Source organism: Corynebacterium meitnerae, assembly GCF_027570075.1.
GTDB lineage: Bacteria > Actinomycetota > Actinomycetes > Mycobacteriales > Mycobacteriaceae > Corynebacterium > Corynebacterium meitnerae.
Genome location: NZ_JAKMUS010000001.1, coordinates 275,923 through 298,030, shown reverse-complemented (window position 1 = coordinate 298,030; position 22,108 = coordinate 275,923). Strand labels below are relative to the sequence as shown.

The 22,108-nt window shown below is 59.3% G+C and carries 19 protein-coding genes; 16 read left to right on the top strand and 3 right to left on the bottom strand.

Annotated elements, in window-relative coordinates; all coding sequences use genetic code 11:
• Positions 1–135 precede the first annotated feature (135 nt).
• From tpx to L8U60_RS01410, 6 genes are all read left to right on the top strand, one after another.
• The gene (gene tpx / locus L8U60_RS01435) at positions 136–636 is read left to right on the top strand and encodes a thiol peroxidase (RefSeq protein ID WP_269964602.1); all 501 of its coding nucleotides are present in this window, start codon (positions 136–138) and stop codon (positions 634–636) included.
• On the top strand, positions 637–1,293 hold the full coding sequence (locus L8U60_RS01430) for an MBL fold metallo-hydrolase (RefSeq protein ID WP_269964601.1): 657 nt from the start codon (positions 637–639) through the stop codon (positions 1,291–1,293).
• Positions 1,294–1,303: 10 nt separating this feature from the next.
• Complete coding sequence (gene hisS, locus L8U60_RS01425) at positions 1,304–2,590, top strand: histidine--tRNA ligase (RefSeq protein ID WP_269964600.1); 1,287 nt, start codon at positions 1,304–1,306, stop codon at positions 2,588–2,590.
• Between the two features lie 427 nt (positions 2,591–3,017).
• The gene (locus tag L8U60_RS01420) at positions 3,018–3,326 is read left to right on the top strand and encodes a helix-turn-helix domain-containing protein (protein ID WP_269964599.1); all 309 of its coding nucleotides are present in this window, start codon (positions 3,018–3,020) and stop codon (positions 3,324–3,326) included.
• 9 nt (positions 3,327–3,335) lie between these two features.
• Positions 3,336–4,538, top strand: coding sequence for a type II toxin-antitoxin system HipA family toxin (locus L8U60_RS01415; RefSeq protein ID WP_269964598.1), 1,203 nt, complete (start codon positions 3,336–3,338; stop codon positions 4,536–4,538).
• A 62-nt stretch (positions 4,539–4,600) separates the two neighbouring features.
• A complete protein-coding gene (locus L8U60_RS01410; protein ID WP_269964597.1) occupies positions 4,601–5,089 on the top strand; it encodes a hypothetical protein in 489 nt (162 codons plus the stop codon).
• 13 nt (positions 5,090–5,102) lie between these two features.
• On the opposite strand, the gene L8U60_RS01405 is transcribed toward L8U60_RS01410, so the two are convergent.
• Positions 5,103–6,539: an L-serine ammonia-lyase gene (locus L8U60_RS01405; RefSeq protein ID WP_269964596.1), complete on the bottom strand. Its 1,437-nt coding sequence runs from the start codon at positions 6,537–6,539 to the stop codon at positions 5,103–5,105.
• Positions 6,540–6,684: 145 nt separating this feature from the next.
• Between L8U60_RS01405 and L8U60_RS01400 the strand changes: the two genes are divergently transcribed.
• Genes L8U60_RS01400 through L8U60_RS01375 form a run of 6 tightly spaced genes read left to right on the top strand, consistent with a single transcriptional unit; the run spans position 6,685 to position 13,011 of the window.
• Entirely contained in the window at positions 6,685–7,803 is a 1,119-nt protein-coding gene (locus L8U60_RS01400; protein WP_269964595.1) for an ABC transporter ATP-binding protein, read from the top strand.
• A gap of 33 nt (positions 7,804–7,836) precedes the next feature.
• A complete protein-coding gene (locus L8U60_RS01395; RefSeq protein ID WP_269964594.1) occupies positions 7,837–9,156 on the top strand; it encodes a DUF4032 domain-containing protein in 1,320 nt (439 codons plus the stop codon).
• 54 nt (positions 9,157–9,210) lie between these two features.
• A complete protein-coding gene (locus tag L8U60_RS01390) occupies positions 9,211–10,554 on the top strand; it encodes an ABC transporter substrate-binding protein (protein ID WP_269964593.1) in 1,344 nt (447 codons plus the stop codon).
• A gap of 30 nt (positions 10,555–10,584) precedes the next feature.
• Entirely contained in the window at positions 10,585–11,430 is an 846-nt protein-coding gene (locus L8U60_RS01385; RefSeq protein WP_269964592.1) for a carbohydrate ABC transporter permease, read from the top strand.
• Between the two features lie 3 nt (positions 11,431–11,433).
• Positions 11,434–12,345, top strand: a complete 912-nt coding sequence (locus L8U60_RS01380; protein ID WP_269964591.1) for a carbohydrate ABC transporter permease — start codon at positions 11,434–11,436, stop codon at positions 12,343–12,345.
• Between the two features lie 15 nt (positions 12,346–12,360).
• A complete protein-coding gene (locus L8U60_RS01375; protein ID WP_269964590.1) occupies positions 12,361–13,011 on the top strand; it encodes a MusI family membrane protein in 651 nt (216 codons plus the stop codon).
• A gap of 3 nt (positions 13,012–13,014) precedes the next feature.
• Here L8U60_RS01375 and L8U60_RS01370 read toward each other — a convergent pair whose 3' ends face one another.
• On the bottom strand, positions 13,015–13,737 hold the full coding sequence (locus L8U60_RS01370) for a CBS domain-containing protein (protein WP_269964589.1): 723 nt from the start codon (positions 13,735–13,737) through the stop codon (positions 13,015–13,017).
• On the bottom strand, positions 13,737–14,630 hold the full coding sequence (gene ypfJ / locus L8U60_RS01365; RefSeq protein WP_269964588.1) for a KPN_02809 family neutral zinc metallopeptidase: 894 nt from the start codon (positions 14,628–14,630) through the stop codon (positions 13,737–13,739). Before ypfJ ends, L8U60_RS01370 begins: the two co-directional genes overlap by 1 nt.
• A 141-nt stretch (positions 14,631–14,771) precedes the next feature.
• Between ypfJ and aspS the strand changes: the two genes are divergently transcribed.
• From aspS to alaS, 4 genes are all read left to right on the top strand, one after another.
• Entirely contained in the window at positions 14,772–16,568 is a 1,797-nt protein-coding gene (gene aspS / locus L8U60_RS01360; protein WP_269964587.1) for an aspartate--tRNA ligase, read from the top strand.
• A 46-nt stretch (positions 16,569–16,614) separates the two neighbouring features.
• Complete coding sequence (locus tag L8U60_RS01355; RefSeq protein WP_269964586.1) at positions 16,615–17,871, top strand: phosphotransferase family protein; 1,257 nt, start codon at positions 16,615–16,617, stop codon at positions 17,869–17,871.
• A complete protein-coding gene (locus L8U60_RS01350; protein WP_269964585.1) occupies positions 17,868–19,229 on the top strand; it encodes a replication-associated recombination protein A in 1,362 nt (453 codons plus the stop codon). The genes L8U60_RS01355 and L8U60_RS01350 overlap by 4 nt, the downstream gene beginning before the upstream one ends.
• 100 nt (positions 19,230–19,329) lie before the next feature.
• The gene (gene alaS / locus L8U60_RS01345) at positions 19,330–21,999 is read left to right on the top strand and encodes an alanine--tRNA ligase (protein ID WP_269964584.1); all 2,670 of its coding nucleotides are present in this window, start codon (positions 19,330–19,332) and stop codon (positions 21,997–21,999) included.
• Positions 22,000–22,108: the final 109 nt, after the last annotated feature.

Sequence of the window (22,108 nt, the reverse complement as noted above, 5' to 3'; positions counted from 1 at the left end):
TCGTGGATAAATCGGTAAATCTTCGGCCGCGGCTGATGCAGCCGGGCCTAATGCAGATAAAGAGTATCAGCACAGAGGAACTGGAATAGTGCGGGCGTCTGCAGCGACGGCGAGGAATCTCTACGCTAGGGAGACATGGCTACCGTAACTTTTCGAAATGAACCGACTACTACCTCTGGTGAGCTGCCCGCAGTAGGGGAGGCTCTGCCAGCATTCGAGCTCGTTGGCGGCGACATGGCGCCGGTCACGGACAAGGACTTCGCGGGAAAGAAGCTCGTGCTCAACATCTTCCCGTCCCTGGATACGGGTGTGTGTGCTCAGTCTGTGCGCGCATTCAATGAGCTGGCTGCCAGCCTGGAGGACACGGTTGTGCTGTGCATCTCCAAGGATCTGCCGTTCGCGCAACAGCGTTTCTGCGCTGCTGAAGGCATTGAGAATGTGGTCAGCGCATCCGCTTTCCGTTCCACCTTCGGTGAAGACTACGGCGTGATCATGCAGGGTTCCCCGATCCAGGGCCTGCTGGCACGTTCTGTTGTAGTGACGGATGCGGACCACAAGATCGTCCACACCGAGCTCGTTCCTGAGATTGCCAATGAGCCGGACTACGAGGCAGCAAAGAAGGCACTGGAGAGCTAAATGCAGATCCAGGGACTTGCCGGCGGGCCGTTCCAGACCAATACCTACGTCGTCGTAGGCAAGCCTGGTGCCAGTGGCCGGCCGGAAGCCTTCGTCATTGATCCGGGTAAGGATATGGCGGGGCCGGTGAGGGAGATCGTCGATAAGGCGGGTGCGGAACTTGTGGCCGTGGTGCTCACGCATGGGCACATTGACCACACGCGAGATTGCGCGGAGTTTGGTGTGCCGGTGTACATCCACCCCGACGATGCAGTGATGCTGGACCCCAAGTGGGGTGCCCCCGGCAACTTTGGTCAGATCTTTGAGGTTGATGCGATGAAGCAGCCGGAGGATGTGCGCCATGTTGAGATCGGCCGGATGGAATTCGCGGGCCTCGGGTTTCGCACGGTGCATGCGCCGGGCCACTCGCCGGGGTGCGTGCTGTTCATCGCGGAAGATGAAGACGTAGTCTTTGCGGGTGACGTGCTGTTTGCCGGGTCGATCGGGCGTACTGACCTGCCGTTGTCTGATCCCGCGGCCATGGACCGCACGCTGGCGGGCCCGGTGTGGGACTTGGATGACAAACTCACTGTCCTGCCCGGCCATGGCCCCGCGACCACGGTGGAGCGGGAGCGCGCCACCAACCCATATCTCAAGGCGGCGGGGCAGGGGCGCTAAGATCGCCTAGGTGACCACCGAGAAGAGCGAAAAGTTTCAGCCCCTGTCCGCGCCGAAGGGCGTGCCGGATTATGTGCCCCCAGCTTCCGCGACGTTCCACGCGGTGCGTTCGGAGTTTGTGAAGCAGGCGCATCTTGCCGGCTACCAGCACATTGAGCTGCCGATCTTCGAGGACACCACGCTGTTCGCCCGCGGCGTGGGTGAATCCACGGATGTGGTGTCGAAGGAGATGTACACCTTCGCTGACCGTGGCGACCGCTCGGTCACCCTGCGCCCGGAAGGTACCGCAGGAGTCATGCGCGCCGTCATTGAGCACAATCTCGACCGCGGCCAGCTGCCGGTCAAGCTCAACTACTACGGCCCGTTCTTCCGGTACGAGCGCCCGCAGGCCGGCCGTTACCGCCAGCTCCAGCAGGTCGGCGTCGAGGCCATTGGCGTTGACGATCCGCTTCTCGACGTCGAAGTCATCGCACTCGCCGACCGTTGCTACCGTGCTATTGGTCTGACCGGTTTCCGCCTTGAGCTGACCAGCTTGGGCGACCGCAACTGCCGCCCGGCCTACCGCCAGAAGCTGCAGGATTTCCTGCTTGACCTCCCGCTGGATGAGGAGACCCGCCACCGCGCACAGATCAATCCGCTGCGTGTGCTGGATGACAAGCGACCGGAGGTCCAAGAGATGACCGCCGACGCGCCGCTCATGCTCGACCACCTCGACGCGGACTGTCGCGAGCACTTCGAAACCGTCACGGGTTCCCTCGATGATTTAGGCATCGAGTACGTGATCAATCCGCGTATGGTCCGTGGCTTGGATTACTACACCAAGACCTGTTTCGAGTTCGTCCACGACGGCCTCGGCGCGCAGTCCGGCATCGGCGGCGGTGGGCGCTACGACGGCCTCATGGCGCAAATCGGTGGCCAGGACCTCTCCGGCATCGGCTTTGGTCTCGGCGTTGACCGCTCGATCCTCGCGCTGGAAGCTGAAGGCGTCACGCTTGAAGGCGTCGATCAACGCGTGCAGGTGTATGGCGTTGCCATCGGCGCTGAGGCCACGAAGAAGATGGCACAGCTTATCGACGAACTCCGCGCCAACGGCATCTCCGCCGACATGGCCTATGGTGGTCGCGGGCTTAAGGGTTCGATGAAGGGCGCGGACCGTTCCGGTGCCCACACCGCACTTGTCCTCGGCGACCGCGAGCTCGAAGCGGGCGAAGTCACCGTGAAGAACCTCGAGGACCACTCCCAGAAGACCGCCGTGCTTGATGCCGGCGCGATCATCGACGCGATCTTCCTTCCTTAAGCGGACTTTGTCCTTTAAGGAAGGAAGAGAGGAGAAGGTCCCTTAAAGGAAGAAGGTCCCTTAGGGGGGGAGGGAGGGGGCGAGGGTTGTCTTGGCCACTTTCTTTCGCTGCTTTCCTTCGCCGGGCTGTGTAAAAAATTACAACGCAAAAAATCAGCTCGGGTAAAGCCCCTGGTAGAAAATTTCTACCATTTGATAGTTACCGGAGCAATGTAAAATTTTACACAGAAGTACGCGGGGTGAGCGTACAGGGGCTGAGTAGGGTCAGGGGGGCGGCAGGCTTTGTCATTTAATCCGGAAGGAAGAGGGGAGTGCCCTGTCTCTTTGGGGCGAAAAGGGGACAGTGTGCCTTGGGGCGACACTAACCCCTAGAAATCTACGGGTTAAAGGGTTTGGTCCGTAGAAAACTATGGCTAAAGTAGGTCGTGTGAGATACACGCCAACACCGATCCGTCGTGGAATGCGCACGATTGGGGAGAACATTCGGAACCAACGCAAGCTGCTCGGCTTGACCATGAAGATGGTCGCCGATCGCTCTCGTATTTCTGAAACCACACTGCGGAATCTTGAAAACGGGCAGGGCGTTGGGCTTGACGCGACGTTGTCTGTGCTGCATGTGTTGGGGATGCTCGATTACGTGGTCACTGCCACTGATCCGTACGAGACAGATGTCGGGCGCCTCCGCGCTATGGAGCAGCTCCCGGAGCGGGTACGCGTGGCGAAGTTTGAGGATTAAGGAGGGGTGATGGCAGGCGACAAGATTGCTGTAACGACTGTGCTGGGCGGCGTAGATGTCCTTGCGGGGCATATTTACCGTACGAGGGCATCAGCTGCTTTCGCGTACGCGGACTCGTACCTTGAGCGCTCGGATGCTTTTGCACTTGCGCCGTCTTTGCCGCTTTTCGGTGGGCCTCAATCCGTCTTCCCGGCTAATCCTTTCAGTGATTCGGCTCCGGATACATGGGGGCGAAAAGTTCTTAACCGTGCAGCCGGACGCCAGCTCGATGAGATCTCTTTGCTGCTCGGCGTGAACGACAACGGTAGACAGGGAGCAACGCGGTTTTGGAGTGAGGGGATCGCGGTGGCGGATGGCGAAGGCGTTCCAGGTGAACATGAGCTCTCCGAGGTCATTCGTACTGCAGACCAAGTGCAACGCGGAGAGATGGATATTAGTGATCGTCAGATTCGCCGTTTGTTTCGTGCAACGGGCTCGTTGGGCGGTGCCCGGCCTAAAGCGAATGTGGATCGTGGAGGCTCGCTGTGGCTAGCTAAGTTTCCAAAACCTGTTGGCGATGAATGGAACGTGATTGCGTGGGAAGCAGCGACTCTGGATCTCATGGAGCAGGCCGCTATTCAGGTTACGCCCCACGAAACCAAGACCTTTACCGTTGCTGGTGAAGACAGGACAGTGCTTTTCCTGCGACGATTTGATAGGACCTCCAGCAATGCGCGCATCCCCTACATGTCAGCAATGACGGCGCTTGAAGCCCAAGATGGTTCTGGTGGGGATTGGGTGGACCTCGTGGAGTGGGCGCATACGCATGGAGCGGATACTAAGAAGCTGTGGCGACGAGCAGTTTTTGGAGTATTGATCGGCAACGTAGACGATCATCTTCGTAATCATGGGTTTCTTCGGAAGAACGGGGCATGGGTGCTTTCCCCAGCTTTCGATGTGAACCCGACGCCGGTCGCCCACGGTTCGGAACATGAGCTGGGGCTTGATGGTGTCTTTGATGTATCGCTCAAGGACTTCGTTGATGCCGCTGTCCTCGACCTATTTGATGTTTCTCTGGTGGAACAGCGTGGATGGCTTGAATCATTGGTCGGCATTCTTGCGAAGGCGGAATCCCGCGCGATCGCACATGGAGCAGACGCTTATAGCGCAGCAATGATGACCGAGCGATTTGAGGCAGCAACGGAGGATCTAAGGCAACTCCTTGAAACCTAAAACGCAGTGGGGCTTCGTCTGGTATGAATCAAAGTGATGTTCATAGATCAAAGGGGGAGATCATGGGCGATCGCTCAAACATCAACATCATTCAATCCAGAAACGAATCTGGCGGATACAACGGGATCAACTTGTACTCGCACTGGGGTGGGCTTGATCCACAGTTGAAAGCGCTGGCGACTATAGCTAGGGGTTCTATCGCGGATACGCGAGCGGACTGGGGTTTTACTGCTCTGCTACGGCTTCTGCTGACTAAAGAAAGCGGCGTCATGTTTGAAGGGGCGTTTTCCACAACGAACATCAGCAGTGCGCAGATCTTTAGCGTTGGGACGCTGAGGGAAGCGGAGATTATGCAGATGGACAACCAACACCCGATTCTCGCAATTGATTTGGTCAACGACCGAATTGTGTATGGGTTTGGTGAGCGGGATGGAGCTGACGTCATTGTTCCGTTCACGGCGGATGGCGCTGCGGAACTCTATGCTCTGATCGAAAAGCGTATTCGGCCGGAGTTCCGGCGGGACTATCTCAATATGGATCCGTTGCTCTGAAAGGGCAAAACTTCTAGCACTCGGTGATGCTCACCGGGAATCCCAGCTGCACAGCAAGACCGCCGACGGATGTTTCCTTGTACTTGGTCATCATGTCGCGGCCGGTGGCGGCCATGGTCTCGATTGCGTCGTCAAGCGTGACGATGTTGGTGCCATCGCCCCATTTTGCTAGGCGTGCTGCGTTGATAGCTTTCACGGCGCCGATGGCGTTGCGTTCGATGCAGGGGACTTGGACGAGGCCGCCGACGGGATCGCAGGTGAGACCAAGGTTGTGCTCAAGGGCGATCTCCGCGGCGTTTTCAACCTGAGCAGGCGTGCCGCCAAGGATGGCGCACATGCCGGCCGCAGCCATGGCAGAAGCGGAACCAACTTCGCCTTGGCAGCCGACCTCCGCGCCGGAGATGGATGCGTTGGTTTTGACGATGGAGCCGATTGCGCCGGCGGTGAGGAGGAATTCGCGGGCGCGGGCAGGGGAGAAGTCCGCGGTGAAGTCGCGGCAGTAGTGCATGACAGCCGGGATGATGCCGGCGGCGCCGTTGGTGGGGGCGGTGACAACTCGGCCGTGGGCGGCGTTTTCCTCATTGACGGCCAAGGCGTAGAGGTTGACCCACTCCATGGCGTCCAGACCTTCAGAGTTGTGGCGCTTCTGCTCGCTCGTCAGGAGTGCGTACATGCGAGGGGCACGGCGGCGGACGTTCAGACCACCGGGGAGAGTGCCTTCGGTGGAGATCCCGTTTTTCACGCAGTCCTGCATGGCAGACCAGACGCTGTCCAGGTGAGCGGTGTACTCGGTTTCACCGTGGGTGATGGTCTCATTGTGAGCGATGACCTCAGCGATGGTGAGGCCCGTGCTGTCACATACGTCGAGGAGGTCCGCGGAGGAATTGAAGGCATAGAGCCCATCGGGCTGGGAATCAGTCTGCTTCTCTTCGGCCTCAGCAACGGCAGTGGCCGCGGCGATACCGGAACTTGCGCCTTCGCCCGCTGCTTCCTTCATGGCTGCGCGATCCATGATGAAGCCGCCGCCGACGGAGTAGTACTCGGTGCGGCTGGCCAGGCGGGTGCCGTGAGCGTCCCACGCGTCGTAAATGAGGCAGTTTGGGTGCTCTTCGACGGGTTTGGGGTTGAACCTGAGCTCGTAAACGACGCTGCCGTCAGGGCCACTGATGGTGCCCTTCGCAGGAATCGGTGTGCCGGGTGTGGGTTCCACGGTTTGATCGGTTGTCAGCGGAGTGTAACCCACCAGCCCCAGCAGGACAGCGCGGTCAGTACCGTGGCCCACGCCGGTGGCAGCGAGGGAACCACGCAGTTCAACATGGACTTCTGCCGGAAGTTGGCCGAGCTTTTCCACGAAGGCGGCGCTTGCTCGCATCGGACCCACGGTGTGTGAAGACGACGGACCGATGCCAATGCTGAAAAGGTCAATGACACTAACACGATGCGATGCCATGCCAACGAGGTTAGGCGTGAATGAAGACGCGCGACAGTTAGTCACCAAGGCACCCTGGTGGGAGGGGCCCGTGGTGTTAGTCTGGGACATAGGTTTGAAACGCACATTACGGACAGGTTTGTGCCACCCACTAGAGGAGATACACATGGCTACAGTGACCTACGACAAGGCGACGAGGATTTATCCGAAGGCGACGAAGCCGAGCGTCGATAAGCTTGATCTTGAGATCGCCGACGGTGAGTTTCTTGTGCTCGTCGGGCCGTCTGGCTCTGGTAAGTCCACAGCACTGCGCATGCTCGCGGGCCTGGAGGAGACGAACGAGGGCCGCATTTTCATTGGGGACCGTGATGTCACGGATGTTTCCCCGAAGGACCGCGATATCGCGATGGTCTTCCAGAACTACGCGCTGTACCCGCACATGACTGTGCGCGAGAACATGGGCTTTGCGCTGAAGATCGCCGGGATGGATAAGGATGAGATCAACCGGCGTGTTGAGGAAGCGGCGAAGACTCTGGATCTGACGGAGTACCTCGACCGCAAGCCGAAGGCTCTGTCAGGTGGTCAGCGTCAGCGTGTGGCCATGGGCCGCGCGATTGTGCGTGAGCCGCAGGTCTTCCTCATGGATGAGCCGCTGTCCAACCTGGATGCGAAGCTGCGTGTGCAAACGCGTACGCAGATTGCCAGCCTGCAGCGCCGCATGGGCGTGACCACAATCTACGTCACCCACGACCAGACTGAGGCACTGACGATGGGTGACCGCATCGCGGTGCTCAACTTTGGTGTGTTGCAGCAGGTAGGCACCCCGCGTGAGCTGTACGAACAGCCGCAGAACGTCTTCGTTGCGGGCTTCATCGGCTCCCCGGCGATGAACCTGTCCACCTTCAACGTCGAGGGCAACGTAGCCACCTTGGGTGAAGCCTCCATCCCGCTTGCAGAAGAGCATGTTGCGGCGATGACGGCTGAGGACAACAACCAGATCATCCTCGGCTTCCGCCCGGAGGCTCTGACGGTGGTTGATTCCAGCACCCAGCACACCGTGCCGGTGGAAGTGGACTTCACTGAGGAGCTCGGTTCTGATTCTTACGTCTACGGCAGCCTGGTTGGCGGTCAGTGGCGTGAGGAGGGCAGCGATGATGCTGCTGCAGGCCAGATCGTTGTTCGTGTGGCCCCGATGTCGGGTTACAAGAAGGGTGACGTTATCCACGTGACCATCAATGAAGGCGGCCTCCACGCCTTCTCCAAATCGACCGGGAAGCGCATCTAGCACCCCGATCACACTCGCCGCGAAAGTGATGCCATGTCCGAGAGAATGAGCGTTCAGTCGCCGGCCTACGCCAAAGTGCTGTTAGGCCTGCCCTGGGCGATCCCGCTCGCGGACTGGCCGAGCGAGCTGCTCTCCGCATTCCCGCGGGGTATTTCGCGGCACACTGTCCGTTTGATCTCCGCTGGCGGCATGGTGCTTGCCGTTAAGGAGATCGGGGAGACCGTGGCGTACCACGAATACCGCACGCTCAAGCGCCTGCGGGAATTGGATATTCCCTGCGTGAAGCCGGTAGCTGTGATCGCCCAGCGGACGAATGATGCTCGCGCGGAGGAGCTCACTCCCTGCTTGGTCACGGAGCACCTCGAGTTCTCCTTGCCCTACCGCGATGTGTTCAGTCGCTCCCTGTCGCCAGCCACGGTGAACAAGCTCATCCGCGCGCTCGCGGTTCTCCTGGTCCGGCTGCACCTGGCCAATTTCTATTGGGGCGATGTGTCCCTGTCCAACACGCTGTTCCGCCGTGATGCGGATGCGTTCTCGGCGTACCTCGTGGACGCGGAGACAGGGGAGTTCCACGCACCGCTGTCCGAAGGGCGGAGGCTTTACGACGTCGAGGTGGCCCGCGTCAACATCATCGGCGAGCTCATGGACCTGCAGGCGGGTGGGCTTATCGACGGTGACGTGGACGTCATCGCCCTCGGCAACGCCGTCGACGCGATGTACCACGAACTGTGGGGCCTGATGACAGAAGAGCTTGTCGTTGAAGGCGACGCTTTCAAACAGATCGCGGAACACATTGAGAAGATCAATTCCCTGGGCTTCGATATTGGGGAAACACAGATCACTCACGAGACGACCCGCAGGGCAGAAGACGGTTCTACCGTTGATGTGTACCGGGTGAGCATTGAGCCTTCGGTGTTTTCTACCGGTTTCCACAGCCGTAAGCTGAAGAAGCTCACTGGCCTTGACGTGCAGGACCGCCAGGCGCAGCGTTTGTTGAGCGAGATGGAGGTCTACCGAGCGCTGCACCACAGCGACACGCATTCGCTGGAGGACGTGGCCCTGGATTGGCTGGTGAATAGGTATGAGCCAGTGGTAGCTCTCACCCCCGCGTCACTGCGCACCAAGCTGGAACCGGCCCAGGTGTTTCACGAGATTCTGGATCACCGCTGGTTCATCTCTGAAAACGAGAAGCGCTACGTCTCCCTGGAAGAAGCCGCTAAATCCTATTTCGACACAATCTTGCCGGCTCGCCCCGATGAAGCGCGGATCTACACCGCGCTCCACCCAGATGATCCGGACGAGCCGGATGATCCGGATGATCTGGACGATCCAGATATCCCAGATAGTTCTTAAAACGAAAAACACACGATGAAAACACAGATCCCCACGAAGAGCGAGGTTCATGCAATGAAACACTCCACACGCACAGTGGCTGTCCTAGCCACCATCGGGTTGAGTGCCTTTGGTCTTGCCGCTTGTGGTCAAAACAATGGCCCAAGCGTGTACTACCTGAATTTCAAGCCGGAGCAGTCCAAGACATTTGAGCTGATTGCAAAGGAGTACACCGAGGAGACCGGTATTCCGGTGAAGGTGGTTACTGCCGCATCTGGTTCGTACATGCAGACGCTGAAGGCGGAGATGGCTAAGTCCAATGCGCCGACCCTGTTCCAAATTAACGGGCAGGAAGGCTACGGCATTTGGAAGAACTATCTGGCCGATATGTCTGATTATGAGATCACTGAGGCGCTGCAAGATGATGCCCAGCCGATCACGGACAAGGAGAGCAAGGTCGTCGGTGTGCCTTTCGCGATGGAGGGCTTCGGCATTCTTTACAACGAAGAGATCCTCGACGCCTACTTCGCGCTGCCGGGCGCGAAGGTCACTTCGATGGACTCGGTGAAGTCCTTCAAGGACCTGAAGGCGCTCGCAGAAGATATGCAGGCCCGCAAGGACGAGTTGGGAATCAACGGTGCCTTTGCGGCGACGTCGCTTGCCGCGGGTGAGGAGTGGCGCTGGACGAACCACCTGATGAACGGCCCCATCCACTATGAGATCGAGGACCGGAACATCCAGGAGTTTAAGGACATGGAGGACATGGAATTCCTCTATGGCGACAACTACCGCAACCTGTTTGACCTGTACCTGCAGAATTCCACGGTGAAGCCGAGCCTCGCACCAGCACGTGCGGTGTCTGATTCCATGGCGGAATTTGCTACCGGCAAGGCCGCGATGGTCCAGAACGGTAACTGGGCATGGAGCCAGATTTCCAGCGAGTCCGGCAACGTGGTCAAGGAAGACAAGATCAAGTTCATGCCCATGTACATGGGGCTGCCCAATGAAGAAAACGTGGGCATCAACGTGGGGACGGAGAACTTCCTCTGCGTGAACAACAAGGCCAGCGAGGAAGACCAGAAGGCTACCCGCGACTTCCTCAAGTGGCTGTTCCTGTCGGAGCGCGGCAAGGAGCTCGTGGTTAATGAGCTGGGCTTCATCGCACCGTTTGAGAATTACGACACGGAAGATGTTCCGGATGATCCGCTGGCACGCCAAGTCCAGGAAGCACTGAATGATGATTCGGTGGAGGCTTTGCCGTGGGACTTCCAGTTCTCACCGAACCAGCAGTTCCGTGACCTGTTTGGCCAGAATATTGCCCAGTACGCCATCGGCAATATGTCGTGGGAAGATGTGGTGAGCAGGCTCAAGGCGGATTGGAAGTTCGAGATGGCTAATCAGATCGCGTTGCTGGACTAGGCGTATCGGGAGCAAGCAAGAGGTCACATCATGCAAGAAACACTGAAGAAATATTTCCCCATCTTTGTGTTGCCAACACTCCTTGCGTTTGGCATCGCGTTCTTTGTTCCGTTCCTCGTCGGCACAGCTCTTTCATTCACGAGCTTTACGACGATTACGGATGCAACCTGGGTCGGACTAGACAACTACGCCCGCGTGTTCAGTGAGCGTGAAGGCTTTGTTTCCGCCTTGCTGTTCACGGTCGCTGTGGCGGTGGTGTCCATCATCACGGTGAACATCATTGCGTTCGCTGTGGCGTGGACGCTGACGCGCAAACTGCGTGGCACGAACTTCTTCCGCACCGTGTTCTTCATGCCGAACCTGATCGGCGGCATCGTGCTGGGTTACACCTGGCAGTCGATGATCAACGCGGTGCTGGCCAATTATGAGACGACGATTTCTGCGGACTGGCGGTTCGGCTACGCCGGCTTGATCATCCTGATGAACTGGCAGCTGATCGGTTACATGATGATCATTTACATCGCTGGTCTGCAGAATGTTCCGCCGGAGCTAATCGAGGCGGCGGAGCTGGATGGTGTGTCCAAGTGGCAGCAGCTGTGGCACGTGACCATTCCGCTGATGATGCCGTCTATCACGATCTGTCTGTTCCTGACCTTGTCCAACACGTTCAAGGTCTACGACCAGAACTTGGCACTCACGGATGGCGCCCCTGGTGGGTCGACGGAGATGGTCGCCCTCAACATCGTTAAAACCATGTTCAATCGAGTGGGCGCGGAAGGCGTCGGCCAGGCGAAGGCGGTTATCTTCGTCGTCGTTGTCGTGGTCATCGCCATGTTCCAGCTCCGTGCAACGCGCAGCCGCGAAGTGGAGGCCTAAATCATGACAACCAGTATTTCTACTCCCAACAATGCGAAACCTGCGAAGCGCACCAAGGCTGCTTCCGGCGATGCATCCACCGTGCCGAGTGGCGCGAAGGGTCTGATTTATGCGGTGCTGATCTTCCTCACCGTCGTGTTCTTGGGCCCAATCTTCTTCATCCTGCTCAACTCCTTCAAGGATCGCTTCGCCATTTCGACGAATCCGTTTGCCTTGCCGGTGGGTGAGCTGTGGGCTGGGTTGACCAACTACATCACTGGTGTCCAAGGCGAAGGCTTTGGCTGGGCCATCGTGTGGTCGTTTGTGATCACGATCAGCTCGGTTGTTGTCATCGTGTTCTTCTCCGCCATGACCGCGTACTACATCACCCGTGTGAAGACGTGGTGGACGAGCGCCCTGTACTACACCTTCGTGTTCTCCATGGTCATTCCGTTCCAGATGGTTATGTTCCCCACGGTGGTCATTGCGGACCGCCTGGGTTTGGCTAACCCGCTGGGCATGGTTGTTCTGTACTTGGGCTTCGGCGCAGGTTTGTCTGTGTTCATGTTCTCCGGCTTCATCAAATCCATCCCGCTGGAGATCGAGGAAGCAGCGGTTATTGACGGCTGCACACCCCTGTCCACCTTCTTCCGCGTGGTTATGCCGATGCTCAAGCCCACGGCGATCACCGTGGCCATCCTGAACGCCATGTGGATCTGGAATGACTACCTGCTGCCGTACCTGGTTATTGGTTTGTCCACGCCGTACCGCACCATCCCGGTGGTCATTCAGCAGTTCATCGGCTCCCAGGGTGACCGTGACTTGGGTGCGATGATGGCCATGCTGGTGCTGGCTATCACGCCAATCATCATCTTCTACGTCTCTGCGCAGAAGCACATCATCGAAGGTGTCGCTGCCGGCGCTGTGAAGGGCTAGGCCGACGGTTTAACAATGCAGGCCTTTCACCCGGACTCGAAGTTCATGGCCGCCTTCAACCTGTTCGCCGACATCGTCATCGTGAACATGTTGCTGGTGGTCACGTCCCTGCCTGTTGTCACAGGCGGGGCGGCGCTTCGTTCTGCCAACGTTGTCATCGGCGACATGGTGCAAGGCAAAGGCTCCCGCTATGGGCTGGCCTTCATCCGCCAACTGACCGTGGAGTGGAAGGCATCCACGCTGTATTGGCTCGGCCTCGTTGCTGCCTGCCTGCTTTTGGTCTACCAACAGTTCGTCGTCTTTCAGGCTGGAGTCAGTGGTGTTGCGCTGACCATCATTCAAGGGTTGGCGCTCGCTGGTGCGTTCATCATCGCGGGTATCAGCGTGTGGTTCTTCGCGTTGGCGTCGCTCCATCAGGGCGAGCCTAAAGAGGACAACGCGGGACGGACCATGACCCGGATCAGTGCTACGGCAGTGCAGTGCACGTTCCGATACTTGGGGTACACGGTGGCTGCAGTGGCAGTTCTCGTCGCAGCGGTCATCGCTGTGGTGAAACTGCCCGTGGCGGTGTCTATCCCGCTTGTGTTCTTCGTTCTCCCGGCTGTCGCGATCTATCTGATCCGTCTGATCCTGGCGTTGCCGTTAGGGCAGGAGTTGGGGGAGTAGCCCCTACAACGCGTCGAAAAGCGCGGGCAGATTCGACGGAGTGATCACGCACAACGGCTGCTGATTGTTGTGGCCGTGTTCCGTGATGATGACCAGTCGTGGCAGCGTGTGATGTACCGCGGGGGATGTCAGTGCGGCGATCACTTCAGTGGCAGACGCCTCGCGGGGGAGAAACACCGCTTGGTCTTTACGTTCATTGAACGTGAGAACATGCCGGATGTCTTTGTGGTTGAGAGTGTCATCGTCGTTGATCTCACTGGCCAGCCAACGCGCAATGGTGTTGGTGGTTAACATTCCCACGAACTGCTTGCCTTCGTAAATAGGGAACTGGGAAATCCCCGTATCCCGGATAGCCCGCAAAGCCACATTCACATCATCATCGGGACCAAAGGTGATCACCTTCTGGTGACCAATCACATCCATCGCTACAGGCGGGTGGAGGAGCTGGTCCCGGATGTGCTCAATTTCCTCAACAGTCTCCGGCAGTGGTTCCGCGATGGGGCGGTAGTTCTGATACTCGCCATGGCTGATCGCGTTGCGCAGGCCGGCGAATTCTTTCAAGTCATTCGCTTGCGCTGGGGTGAGAACGTGGTTGCGTTCAGCTTTGGACACCATCCAGTTGAAGCTGTCCGTTTTCTTCGCATCAAGTGCATTACGCAGAAACGCCTCGATGTCATTGAATGCCGCGAGGAAGGGGACAGCTCGGTTGGTGTACGGCTCACTCATTAGTTATACACACCGCGGTTCAAGGTGTCGCAAGCCTTCATCTGGCCGCTGGTGTAGCCGGCGAGGAACGACTGCTGACGCTGCTCAGACGAACCGTGGGTCCACGCATCAGGGTTGACCTCGCGGCCGGAACGTTCCTGAATATGGTCATCACCAATCGCGCGGGCGGTCTGAACAGCCTGCATGACCTGCTCCTTCGTGATCGGCTCGAGCATCGCATCCGCGCCCTTGTCTGCACGAGACGCCCACACACCGGCGTAGCAGTCAGCCTGGAGCTCAATGGCCACTGCAGCAGAATCCTCACCCGGGTTGTTGTAATCACTCAAACCGAGCGTGCCCTCGAGGTTCTGGATGTGGTGGCCCCATTCGTGGGCAACCACGTACATCTGGGACAAGGAGCCGTCACTACCGCCGAGGCGCTCGAGCTGATCGTAGAACGTCACATCCACGTACACCGTCTTGTCCCGCGGGCAGTAGAACGGGCCCGTATCAGAAGAAGCAAAACCACAACCGGTTTGAACATTGCCCTGGAACATCCGCAGGTTCGGCATGGAGTAGTCCAGACCCGCCTGCTCAGCCAGGACACTTGGCCACAGAGCATTCAAAGAATCAGCAGTAGCTGCCGCACGGCACTCCGCGATCTCATTGACAGCCCCTTCGACATTGCACTGAGCAAGGTCGAAACCTTCCGGTGCGTTCTGGCTCTGGTTCTGCTGCGATGTCCCGCCGCCAAGACTGCCGATGTCACCGCCAAGAAGAACGAACAGGCCGATGAGGAGCAAGGTGCCCACGCCACCGCCGCCGATCATGACGGGCATGCCACCACCGCGACGAGAGCCGCCAGAGGTGCTTACGCCTTTGCCGGATGGACGGACACCGCTTTTGAAAGTCATGGCCAAATCATGCCATATGTTCAGGGGCTTCCGTGGGAACAGCTGTGAAGGTGGAGGTGGTCTGATGCTCAGATTGCCATTCGGTAGAATCGCGTGAGTTAAAGATTATTAGGCGACACGTGGAAGGACGTGGACTGCACCGTGCTGCGCACTCACCTCGCGGGGGATCTCCGCAAAGAAATGGATGGCCAAACCGTTACTCTCACTGGCTGGGTTGGCCGCCGCCGCGACCACGGCGGTGTGATCTTCATCGACCTGCGTGACCGTTCGGGTTACGCCCAGGTGGTCTTCCGTGAATCCGACGTTGCAGAAGCTGCGCACGATTTGCGCAGTGAGTTCTGCGTGAAGGTCACCGGCGTGGTTGAGCCGCGTCCGGAAGGTTCCGCGAACCCGAACCTCGCTTCCGGTGAGATTGAGGTCAACGCGACCGAGCTTGAGGTTCTGTCTACCGCGGCACCGCTGCCGTTCCAGGTGGAGGACTTCTCCAACAACGAGGTGAGCGAGGAGACGCGTCTGCGTTACCGCTACCTGGACCTGCGCCGTGAGCGTCAGGCGAACGCACTGCGTCTGCGTTCCGCTGCGAACAAGGCAGCGCGCGATGTGCTGGCTAAGCATGAGTTCGTGGAGATTGAAACGCCGACGTTGACGCGTTCTACCCCGGAGGGTGCACGTGACTTCCTGGTACCGGCGCGTCTGCGCCCGGGTTCCTGGTACGCGCTGCCGCAGTCCCCGCAGCTGTTCAAGCAGCTGCTCATGGTGGCAGGCATGGAGCGTTACTTCCAGATCGCTCGCTGCTACCGCGATGAGGACTTCCGTGCGGACCGTCAGCCGGAGTTCACTCAGCTGGATATTGAGGCCAGCTTCGTCGACCAGGACGACATTATTGAGCTCGCCGAAGAGATTCTGGTGGAGCTGTGGAAGCTCATCGGTTACGAGATCACTACGCCGATCCCGCGCATGACCTACAAGGAAGCGATGGAGAAGTACGGCTCTGATAAGCCGGACCTGCGCTTCGATATTGAGCTGGTGGACTGCACCGAGTTCTTCAAGGACACGACCTTCCGCGTCTTCCAGAACGAGTACGTTGGTGCCGTTGTGATGGAAGGCGGTGCTTCCCAGCCGCGTCGTCAGCTCGATGCATGGCAGGAGTGGGCGAAGCAGCGTGGTGCCAAGGGCCTGGCATACATCCTCGTGCAGGAAGACGGCGAGCTCGCCGGCCCGGTGGCCAAGAACATCACGGATGAGGAGAAGGCGGGCATTGCTGCGCACGTTGGTGCGAAGCCCGGTGACTGCATCTTCTTCGCCGCTGGCGAGACGAAGGCTTCCCGCGCACTGCTGGGTGCGGCCCGTGGTGAGATTGCTAACAAGCTCGGCCTGATCAAGGAAGGCGACTGGGCATTCACCTGGGTCGTCGATGCGCCGATGTTTGAGCCGGCAGCTGACGCAACCGCTTCCGGTGATGTTGCTCTGGGCCACTCCCAGTGGACCGCTGTGCACCACGCATTCACCTCCCCGAAGCCGGAGTACCTGGACACCTTTGACAAGGAGCCGGGCGAGGCACTGGCGTACGCCTACGACATTGTCTGCAACGGCAATGAGATCGGTGGCGGCTCCATCCGTATCCACAACCAGGACGTGCAGAAGCGCGTGTTTGATGTCATGGGCATCACCGAGGAAGAGGCTCAGGAGAAGTTCGGCTTCCTGCTTGACGCATTCTCCTTCGGCGCACCGCCACACGGTGGCCTTGCTTTCGGCTGGGACCGCATCGTGTCCCTGCTCGGCGGCTTTGACTCCATCCGCGACGTCATTGCCTTCCCGAAGTCTGGTGGCGGCGTTGATCCGTTGACGGATGCCCCGGCACCGATTCCGGCTGCACAGCGCAAGGAAACTGGCGTCGACTTCAAGCCGGAGGCTCAGAAGGCTGAGAAGGCAAACTAGTCCTCACAGCGCGTAGCAGCATCATGCTGGTAGGCGGTAGAAAACCATGTTGAATCACGAACAGATTATTGAGCTGGCCGAAGGGATGCTGAACCATCGCTACGGCGGGCAGCAGGAGTTGACGGATCCGGAGGAACTCTCCGGCACCGGCAACACGACTGTGCTGCGTTTGCGCGTGACCAACAATCCGCTCTTTACGTATCGCTCGGTGGTAGTGAAGTACTCACCGCGCACCGGCGATCCGATCGATGATGCTGCTTTTGTGCGTGAGGTTGTGGCCTACCAGTTCACAACATCGCTCAGTGAGGACGTGCGCCCAGGCCCGGTGATGTTGGGCTATGACCTCGACAAACGGGCGATCATTTTGTCTGATTCCGGCAATGGCGACACGTTGGCCACGCTGTTGGAAACCTCGGATGAGGAACAGCGGGTGCGGTTGTTGCGAAACCTGGGAACGTCGTTAGGCAAAATGCATGCGGCGACCGCGGGTGCGGAGACCAGCTTCAACATCCTGCTCGCGCGCATGGTGAAGAACGTCGAGGGTGCGCGTGAAGTCCAGCTCATGCGTGAAGCACTGCTGGAAAACCGCATTCTTGAAGGCCTGGAGATCGTGCGTCGTGCCGGCATTGATGTGCCGAAAGACGTGGAAGCGATTGCCGATACGGTGCAGGTGCGCATGCTGCATGGCGGGTCGCGGGCTTTCACGCCTTTCGATCTGTCGCCGGACAACATTCTTTTCGCTGATCGCACGCAGTTCCTCGACTATGAGTGGGCGGGCTTCCGCGATGTCATGTTTGATGTCGCCGGTGTGATCGCGGGATTCCCGCAGTACATCACCGCGAGTCCGCTGAGCGACGAGGAAGTGAAGGTCTTCGTCGAGGCATGGTCAGCTGAGGTTGGCGGCGCATGGCCGTCGGTGAATAACCCCGACACGTTGCAAGCACGTATTACCGCCTCCCTCATCGGGTGGGCATTTTTCAGCGTGTCCATCTTGTACGCCGATGGTGATGACACGTTGTCTGGTACTCGCTACGGCAAGGGCGGGTGGACCGTGGATGCGGACGCGCAGATGGGCGATGATGCAGACCTGTTTGACCCGCAGATTCGTGAGGAGGACGTCGAACGTGGGGCACAGATTCTGCGCTCGTCTGCGCGCCAGGATTTCACCCCGGAAGAGATCGCCATCCGCCGGGATGTAGCCGGAACCTTTGACGCGCTGGCACGCTACGCGGCGACCGGCACGGAACCGGCTTACGCGCAGATTTCTTCCTTCGCTGCGTCCGTTACGGAGCGATTGGCGTGACACAAGGCGGGTTGTTTTCGGACTCGGCGGATTCAGCATCAACCGCACCACGCGGCGTTGCGTTCTTCGAAGCCGGCGCCTCAGCTCCGCTGGCCGCGCGTATGCGCCCGCGCAACTTGGATGAGCTCGTCGGTCAACAGCATTTGCTCGGACCTGGCCGTCCATTGCGTCGACTCGTGGAGGGTTCGGGCGACGCGTCGGTGATTCTCTATGGTCCGCCGGGCACGGGCAAGACCACGATCGCTTCGCTCATTGCACAGGCGATGGGCCAGAACTTTGTTGGCCTGTCCGCGCTGTCCTCCGGCGTCAAGCAGGTCCGCGAGGTACTTGACGCGGCCCGCCGCGATCTCGTGCGTGGCCAGCACACGGTCCTGTTCATCGATGAGGTGCACCGCTTTTCCAAAACGCAGCAGGACGCTCTCCTTGCCGCGGTGGAGAACCGAACGGTTCTGTTGGTTGCCGCGACGACGGAGAATCCGTCGTTTAGCGTGGTTGCCCCATTGCTCTCACGCTCGCTGCTCCTGCGCTTGGAATCGCTTTCTGACGCGGATATTGCCACCGTGCTTGAGCGTGCCGTTGCGGATGAGCGCGGGCTGAAGGGGGCAATTGAGCTTGACGACGACGCCCGGGACCAACTCGTCCTCCTCGCCGGCGGCGATGCCCGGCGGGCGCTGACGTACTTGGAAGCAGCCGCTGAGGGGGCGGAGAACGGCAGAATCACCACCGAGGTGATTGAGCGCAGCGTTGACCGTGCTGTGGTGCGCTATGACCGCGACGGGGACCAGCACTATGACGTGATCTCCGCCTTCATCAAATCCATCCGCGGATCTGATGTTGATGCGGCGCTGCATTACTTGGCCCGCATGATTGAGGCAGGGGAGGACCCGCGATTCATCGCGCGACGTCTGGTGATCCATGCTTCCGAGGACATTGGCATGGCGGATCCCACCGCACTGCAGGTTGCCACGGCCGCGGCTAATGCCGTGCAGTTCATCGGCATGCCGGAAGGACGCCTGCCTCTGGCGCAGGCGACTATCCACCTTGCTACTGCGCCGAAGTCCAATTCCGTGTACGCCGCGATTGATGCGGCACTCGCTGACATTCGCAAGGGCCATGCCGGGACTGTTCCGCCGCATCTGCGCGACGGGCATTATGAGGGAGCCAAAGCCGTGGGCAACGCCGTCGGTTATGTGTACCCCCACGACAATCCCCGCGGTGTAGTGCAGCAACGCTATATTCCGGAGGGGTTGGATGATGCCCGCTACTACGTCCCAACCAACCATGGCGCGGAAAAACGCATCAGTGAATACGCCGAACGCCTGCGCCAAATGGTGCGCGGGGAAGGGCCAAGCCAGTAGCCGCGCATAAGCATTTTGCTTCAAGCGGGTAAGGTGATGCCCGTTAAGTTTTGCCCTGACCAACGTTTCAACGTTCATTGCATCTTGTAAGGATTCTTTCGTGCAAACTCATGAGATCCGCGACCGGTTCACACAGCACTTCGTCGATGCGGGCCACGTGCCCGTGCCCAGCGCATCGCTGATTTTGGACGACCCAACGCTACTGTTTGTCAACGCCGGCATGGTGCCCTTCAAGCCTTACTTCCTGGGCCAGCAGAATCCGCCTTTTGAAAGCGGAACCGCAACCTCGATTCAGAAGTGCGTGCGCACCCTGGATATTGAAGAAGTTGGTATTACCACCCGCCACAACACCTTCTTCCAGATGGCAGGTAACTTCTCCTTTGGCCAGTACTTCAAGGAAGGTGCCATCACCTTGGCATGGGACCTGCTGACCAAGCCCCTGGATAAGGGTGGCTTCGCGCTCGACCCCGAGCGTCTGTGGGTGACCGTGTTCACCGAGGACGATGAGGCAGCGGAGATCTGGGAGAAGAAGGTCGGCGTGCCGGCTGAGCGCATTCAGCGCATGGGCATGGAGGACAACTTCTGGTCCATGGGCGTGCCTGGTCCGTGTGGTCCGTGCTCCGAGATCTACTACGACCGTGGCCCTGAACACGGTAAAGAGGGCGGCCCGATCGCCGATGACAACCGCTACATGGAGATCTGGAACCTCGTGTTCATGGAGTCCATCCGCGGTGAGGGCGATAAGAAGGGTGGCTTTGAGATTCTCGGCGAGCTGCCGAACAAGAACATCGATACAGGTCTGGGCATTGAGCGCCTCGCTTGCCTCCTGCAGGGCGTGGACAACGTTTATGAGACGGACCTGCTCGCCCCGGTGATCGCTACGGCAGAGAAGCTCACCGGTACGAAGTACGGTGCGAGCCAGGAATCGGACGTTCGCTTCCGCGTTATCGCTGACCACTCTCGTACCGCGATGATGATCATCTTGGACGGTGTCACCCCGTCCAATGAGGGCCGTGGCTACATCCTGCGCCGTCTGCTGCGCCGCATTATTCGTTCTGCACGCCTGCTGGGTGCGCAGAGCCACACCATTGAGTCGTTCATGAACACCATCATGGACACGATGACCCCGTCCTTCCCGGAGATCGCTGACAACCGTGAGCGCATCCTGCGCGTCGCTGTGGCGGAGGAGAAGGCGTTTTTGAGGACGCTGGAATCCGGCACCCACCGCTTTGACGAAGCTGCCGCACACGTGAAGGAATCCGGTGCTGCTGTTCTGTCCGGTGAGCAGGCATTCGAACTGCACGATACGTACGGTTTCCCCATCGACCTCACCCTGGAAATGGCGGCTGAGGCTGGTCTGGATGTGGACATGGATGCATTCCATGCCGCGATGGAAGAGCAACGCAACCGCGCGAAGGCTGACAGCAAGGCCAAGAAGACCGGCAATATCGACGAATCCCTGTACCGCGAGTGGGTCGATGCCCACCCAACCGAGTTCGTTGGCTTTGATGAGCTGACCCATGAGTCCAAGGTCCTTGGCCTTGTGCGTGGTGGCGAGAAGGTCGGTGAGGCTGCCCAGGGCGATGAGGTTGAGGTCATCCTGGATGTCACCCCGATGTACGCCGAGGGCGGCGGACAGATGGCTGACCGCGGCCGCATTGTCATCGGCGACACCGTGCTGAATGTGCACGATGTGCAGAAGGTGGGCAACAAGAAGCTGTGGGTCCACAAGGCAACGGTGGAAACCGGCGGCCTTGACGTGGGCCAGGTTGTGCGCACCGAGGTGGATCCGAAGTGGCGCCACGGCGCACGCCAGGCACACACCGCAACTCACCTGATCCATGCTGCTCTGCGCCAGGTGCTGGGCCCCACCGCTGTTCAGGCTGGTTCCATGAACAAGCCGGGCTACCTGCGCTTTGACTTCAACTACACAGAGCAGCTCACCCCGGCGCAGTTGGAGGAGATCTCCCTCATTGCCAACCAGGCCGTGGATGCGGACTTTGCCGTGAATACGTTTGAGACCTCCCTGGCGAAGGCCAAGGAGATGGGTGCGATGGCGCTGTTCGGTGAGAACTACGGCGATGAGGTCCGCGTTGTGGAGATCGGCGGCCCGTTCTCCATTGAGCTGTGCGGTGGTACCCACGTGGAGCACTCCTCCCAGATCGGCCCGGTGGCCGTGTTGGGTGAGTCTTCCGTTGGTTCCGGCGCGCGCCGTATTGAGGCGTACTCGGGCATGGATTCCTTCTCCTACTTCTCCAAGGAAGCCGCCATTGCTAACGCGCTGGCAGGGGAGATGAAGACCCCGTCTGATCAGCTGCCGGAGCGCATCGCTGCGCTGACGGAACGCCTGCGCGCCGCGGAGAAGGAAATTGAGAACCTGCACAAGCAGCAGCTGGCCAACCAGACCGGTGAACTGCTGAACAACGCTGAGACCATCGGCGACGTGAAGTTCCTGGGCGTCAAGCTGCCGGACGATGTGGCCGGTGGGGATCTGCGCACCATGGCGCAGGACCTGCGTGGTCGCTTCGGTGAAACCGCGGCGGTCATCGTGCTGGCCTCCGACAACGGCGGCAAGGTTCCGTTTGTTGTGGCAGCGACCCCGGCGGCCGTCGATAAGGGCATCAAGTCCGGTGCCTACGTTGGCCTCTTCGGTGGCTACATCGGCGGCAAGGGCGGCGGCAAGCCTGACCTGGCCCAGGGTTCTGGTTCCGATGCAGCTGGCATCGATGCCGGATTCAACGCTGTGCGCGAGGAGCTCGGCCGGATCTAGCTGGCTCCAGCCGGATCGAGCCAGATTTCGGCTAGAGTGCTGTCAATGTCACGAAATGATTACGTGACACGCCCAGCAGCGGTTCTGTGGCGGTGCCTTCACCAACTAC

What these genes read in the sequence shown, in the direction of transcription:
- L8U60_RS01400 (WP_269964595.1), top strand. Translation starts at nt 6,685, where the DNA reads ATGGCTACAGTGACCTACGACAAGGCGACGAGGATTTATCCGAAGGCG.
- tpx (WP_269964602.1), top strand. Translation starts at nt 136, where the DNA reads ATGGCTACCGTAACTTTTCGAAATGAACCGACTACTACCTCTGGTGAG.
- L8U60_RS01405 (WP_269964596.1), bottom strand. Translation starts at nt 6,539, where the DNA reads ATGGCATCGCATCGTGTTAGTGTCATTGACCTTTTCAGCATTGGCATC.
- ypfJ (WP_269964588.1), bottom strand. Translation starts at nt 14,630, where the DNA reads ATGACTTTCAAAAGCGGTGTCCGTCCATCCGGCAAAGGCGTAAGCACC.
- L8U60_RS01430 (WP_269964601.1), top strand. Translation starts at nt 637, where the DNA reads ATGCAGATCCAGGGACTTGCCGGCGGGCCGTTCCAGACCAATACCTAC.
- L8U60_RS01355 (WP_269964586.1), top strand. Translation starts at nt 16,615, where the DNA reads ATGTTGAATCACGAACAGATTATTGAGCTGGCCGAAGGGATGCTGAAC.
- L8U60_RS01410 (WP_269964597.1), top strand. Translation starts at nt 4,601, where the DNA reads ATGGGCGATCGCTCAAACATCAACATCATTCAATCCAGAAACGAATCT.
- L8U60_RS01395 (WP_269964594.1), top strand. Translation starts at nt 7,837, where the DNA reads ATGTCCGAGAGAATGAGCGTTCAGTCGCCGGCCTACGCCAAAGTGCTG.
- L8U60_RS01380 (WP_269964591.1), top strand. Translation starts at nt 11,434, where the DNA reads ATGACAACCAGTATTTCTACTCCCAACAATGCGAAACCTGCGAAGCGC.
- L8U60_RS01415 (WP_269964598.1), top strand. Translation starts at nt 3,336, where the DNA reads ATGGCAGGCGACAAGATTGCTGTAACGACTGTGCTGGGCGGCGTAGAT.
- L8U60_RS01370 (WP_269964589.1), bottom strand. Translation starts at nt 13,737, where the DNA reads ATGAGTGAGCCGTACACCAACCGAGCTGTCCCCTTCCTCGCGGCATTC.
- L8U60_RS01375 (WP_269964590.1), top strand. Translation starts at nt 12,361, where the DNA reads ATGCAGGCCTTTCACCCGGACTCGAAGTTCATGGCCGCCTTCAACCTG.
- L8U60_RS01385 (WP_269964592.1), top strand. Translation starts at nt 10,585, where the DNA reads ATGCAAGAAACACTGAAGAAATATTTCCCCATCTTTGTGTTGCCAACA.
- L8U60_RS01390 (WP_269964593.1), top strand. Translation starts at nt 9,211, where the DNA reads ATGAAACACTCCACACGCACAGTGGCTGTCCTAGCCACCATCGGGTTG.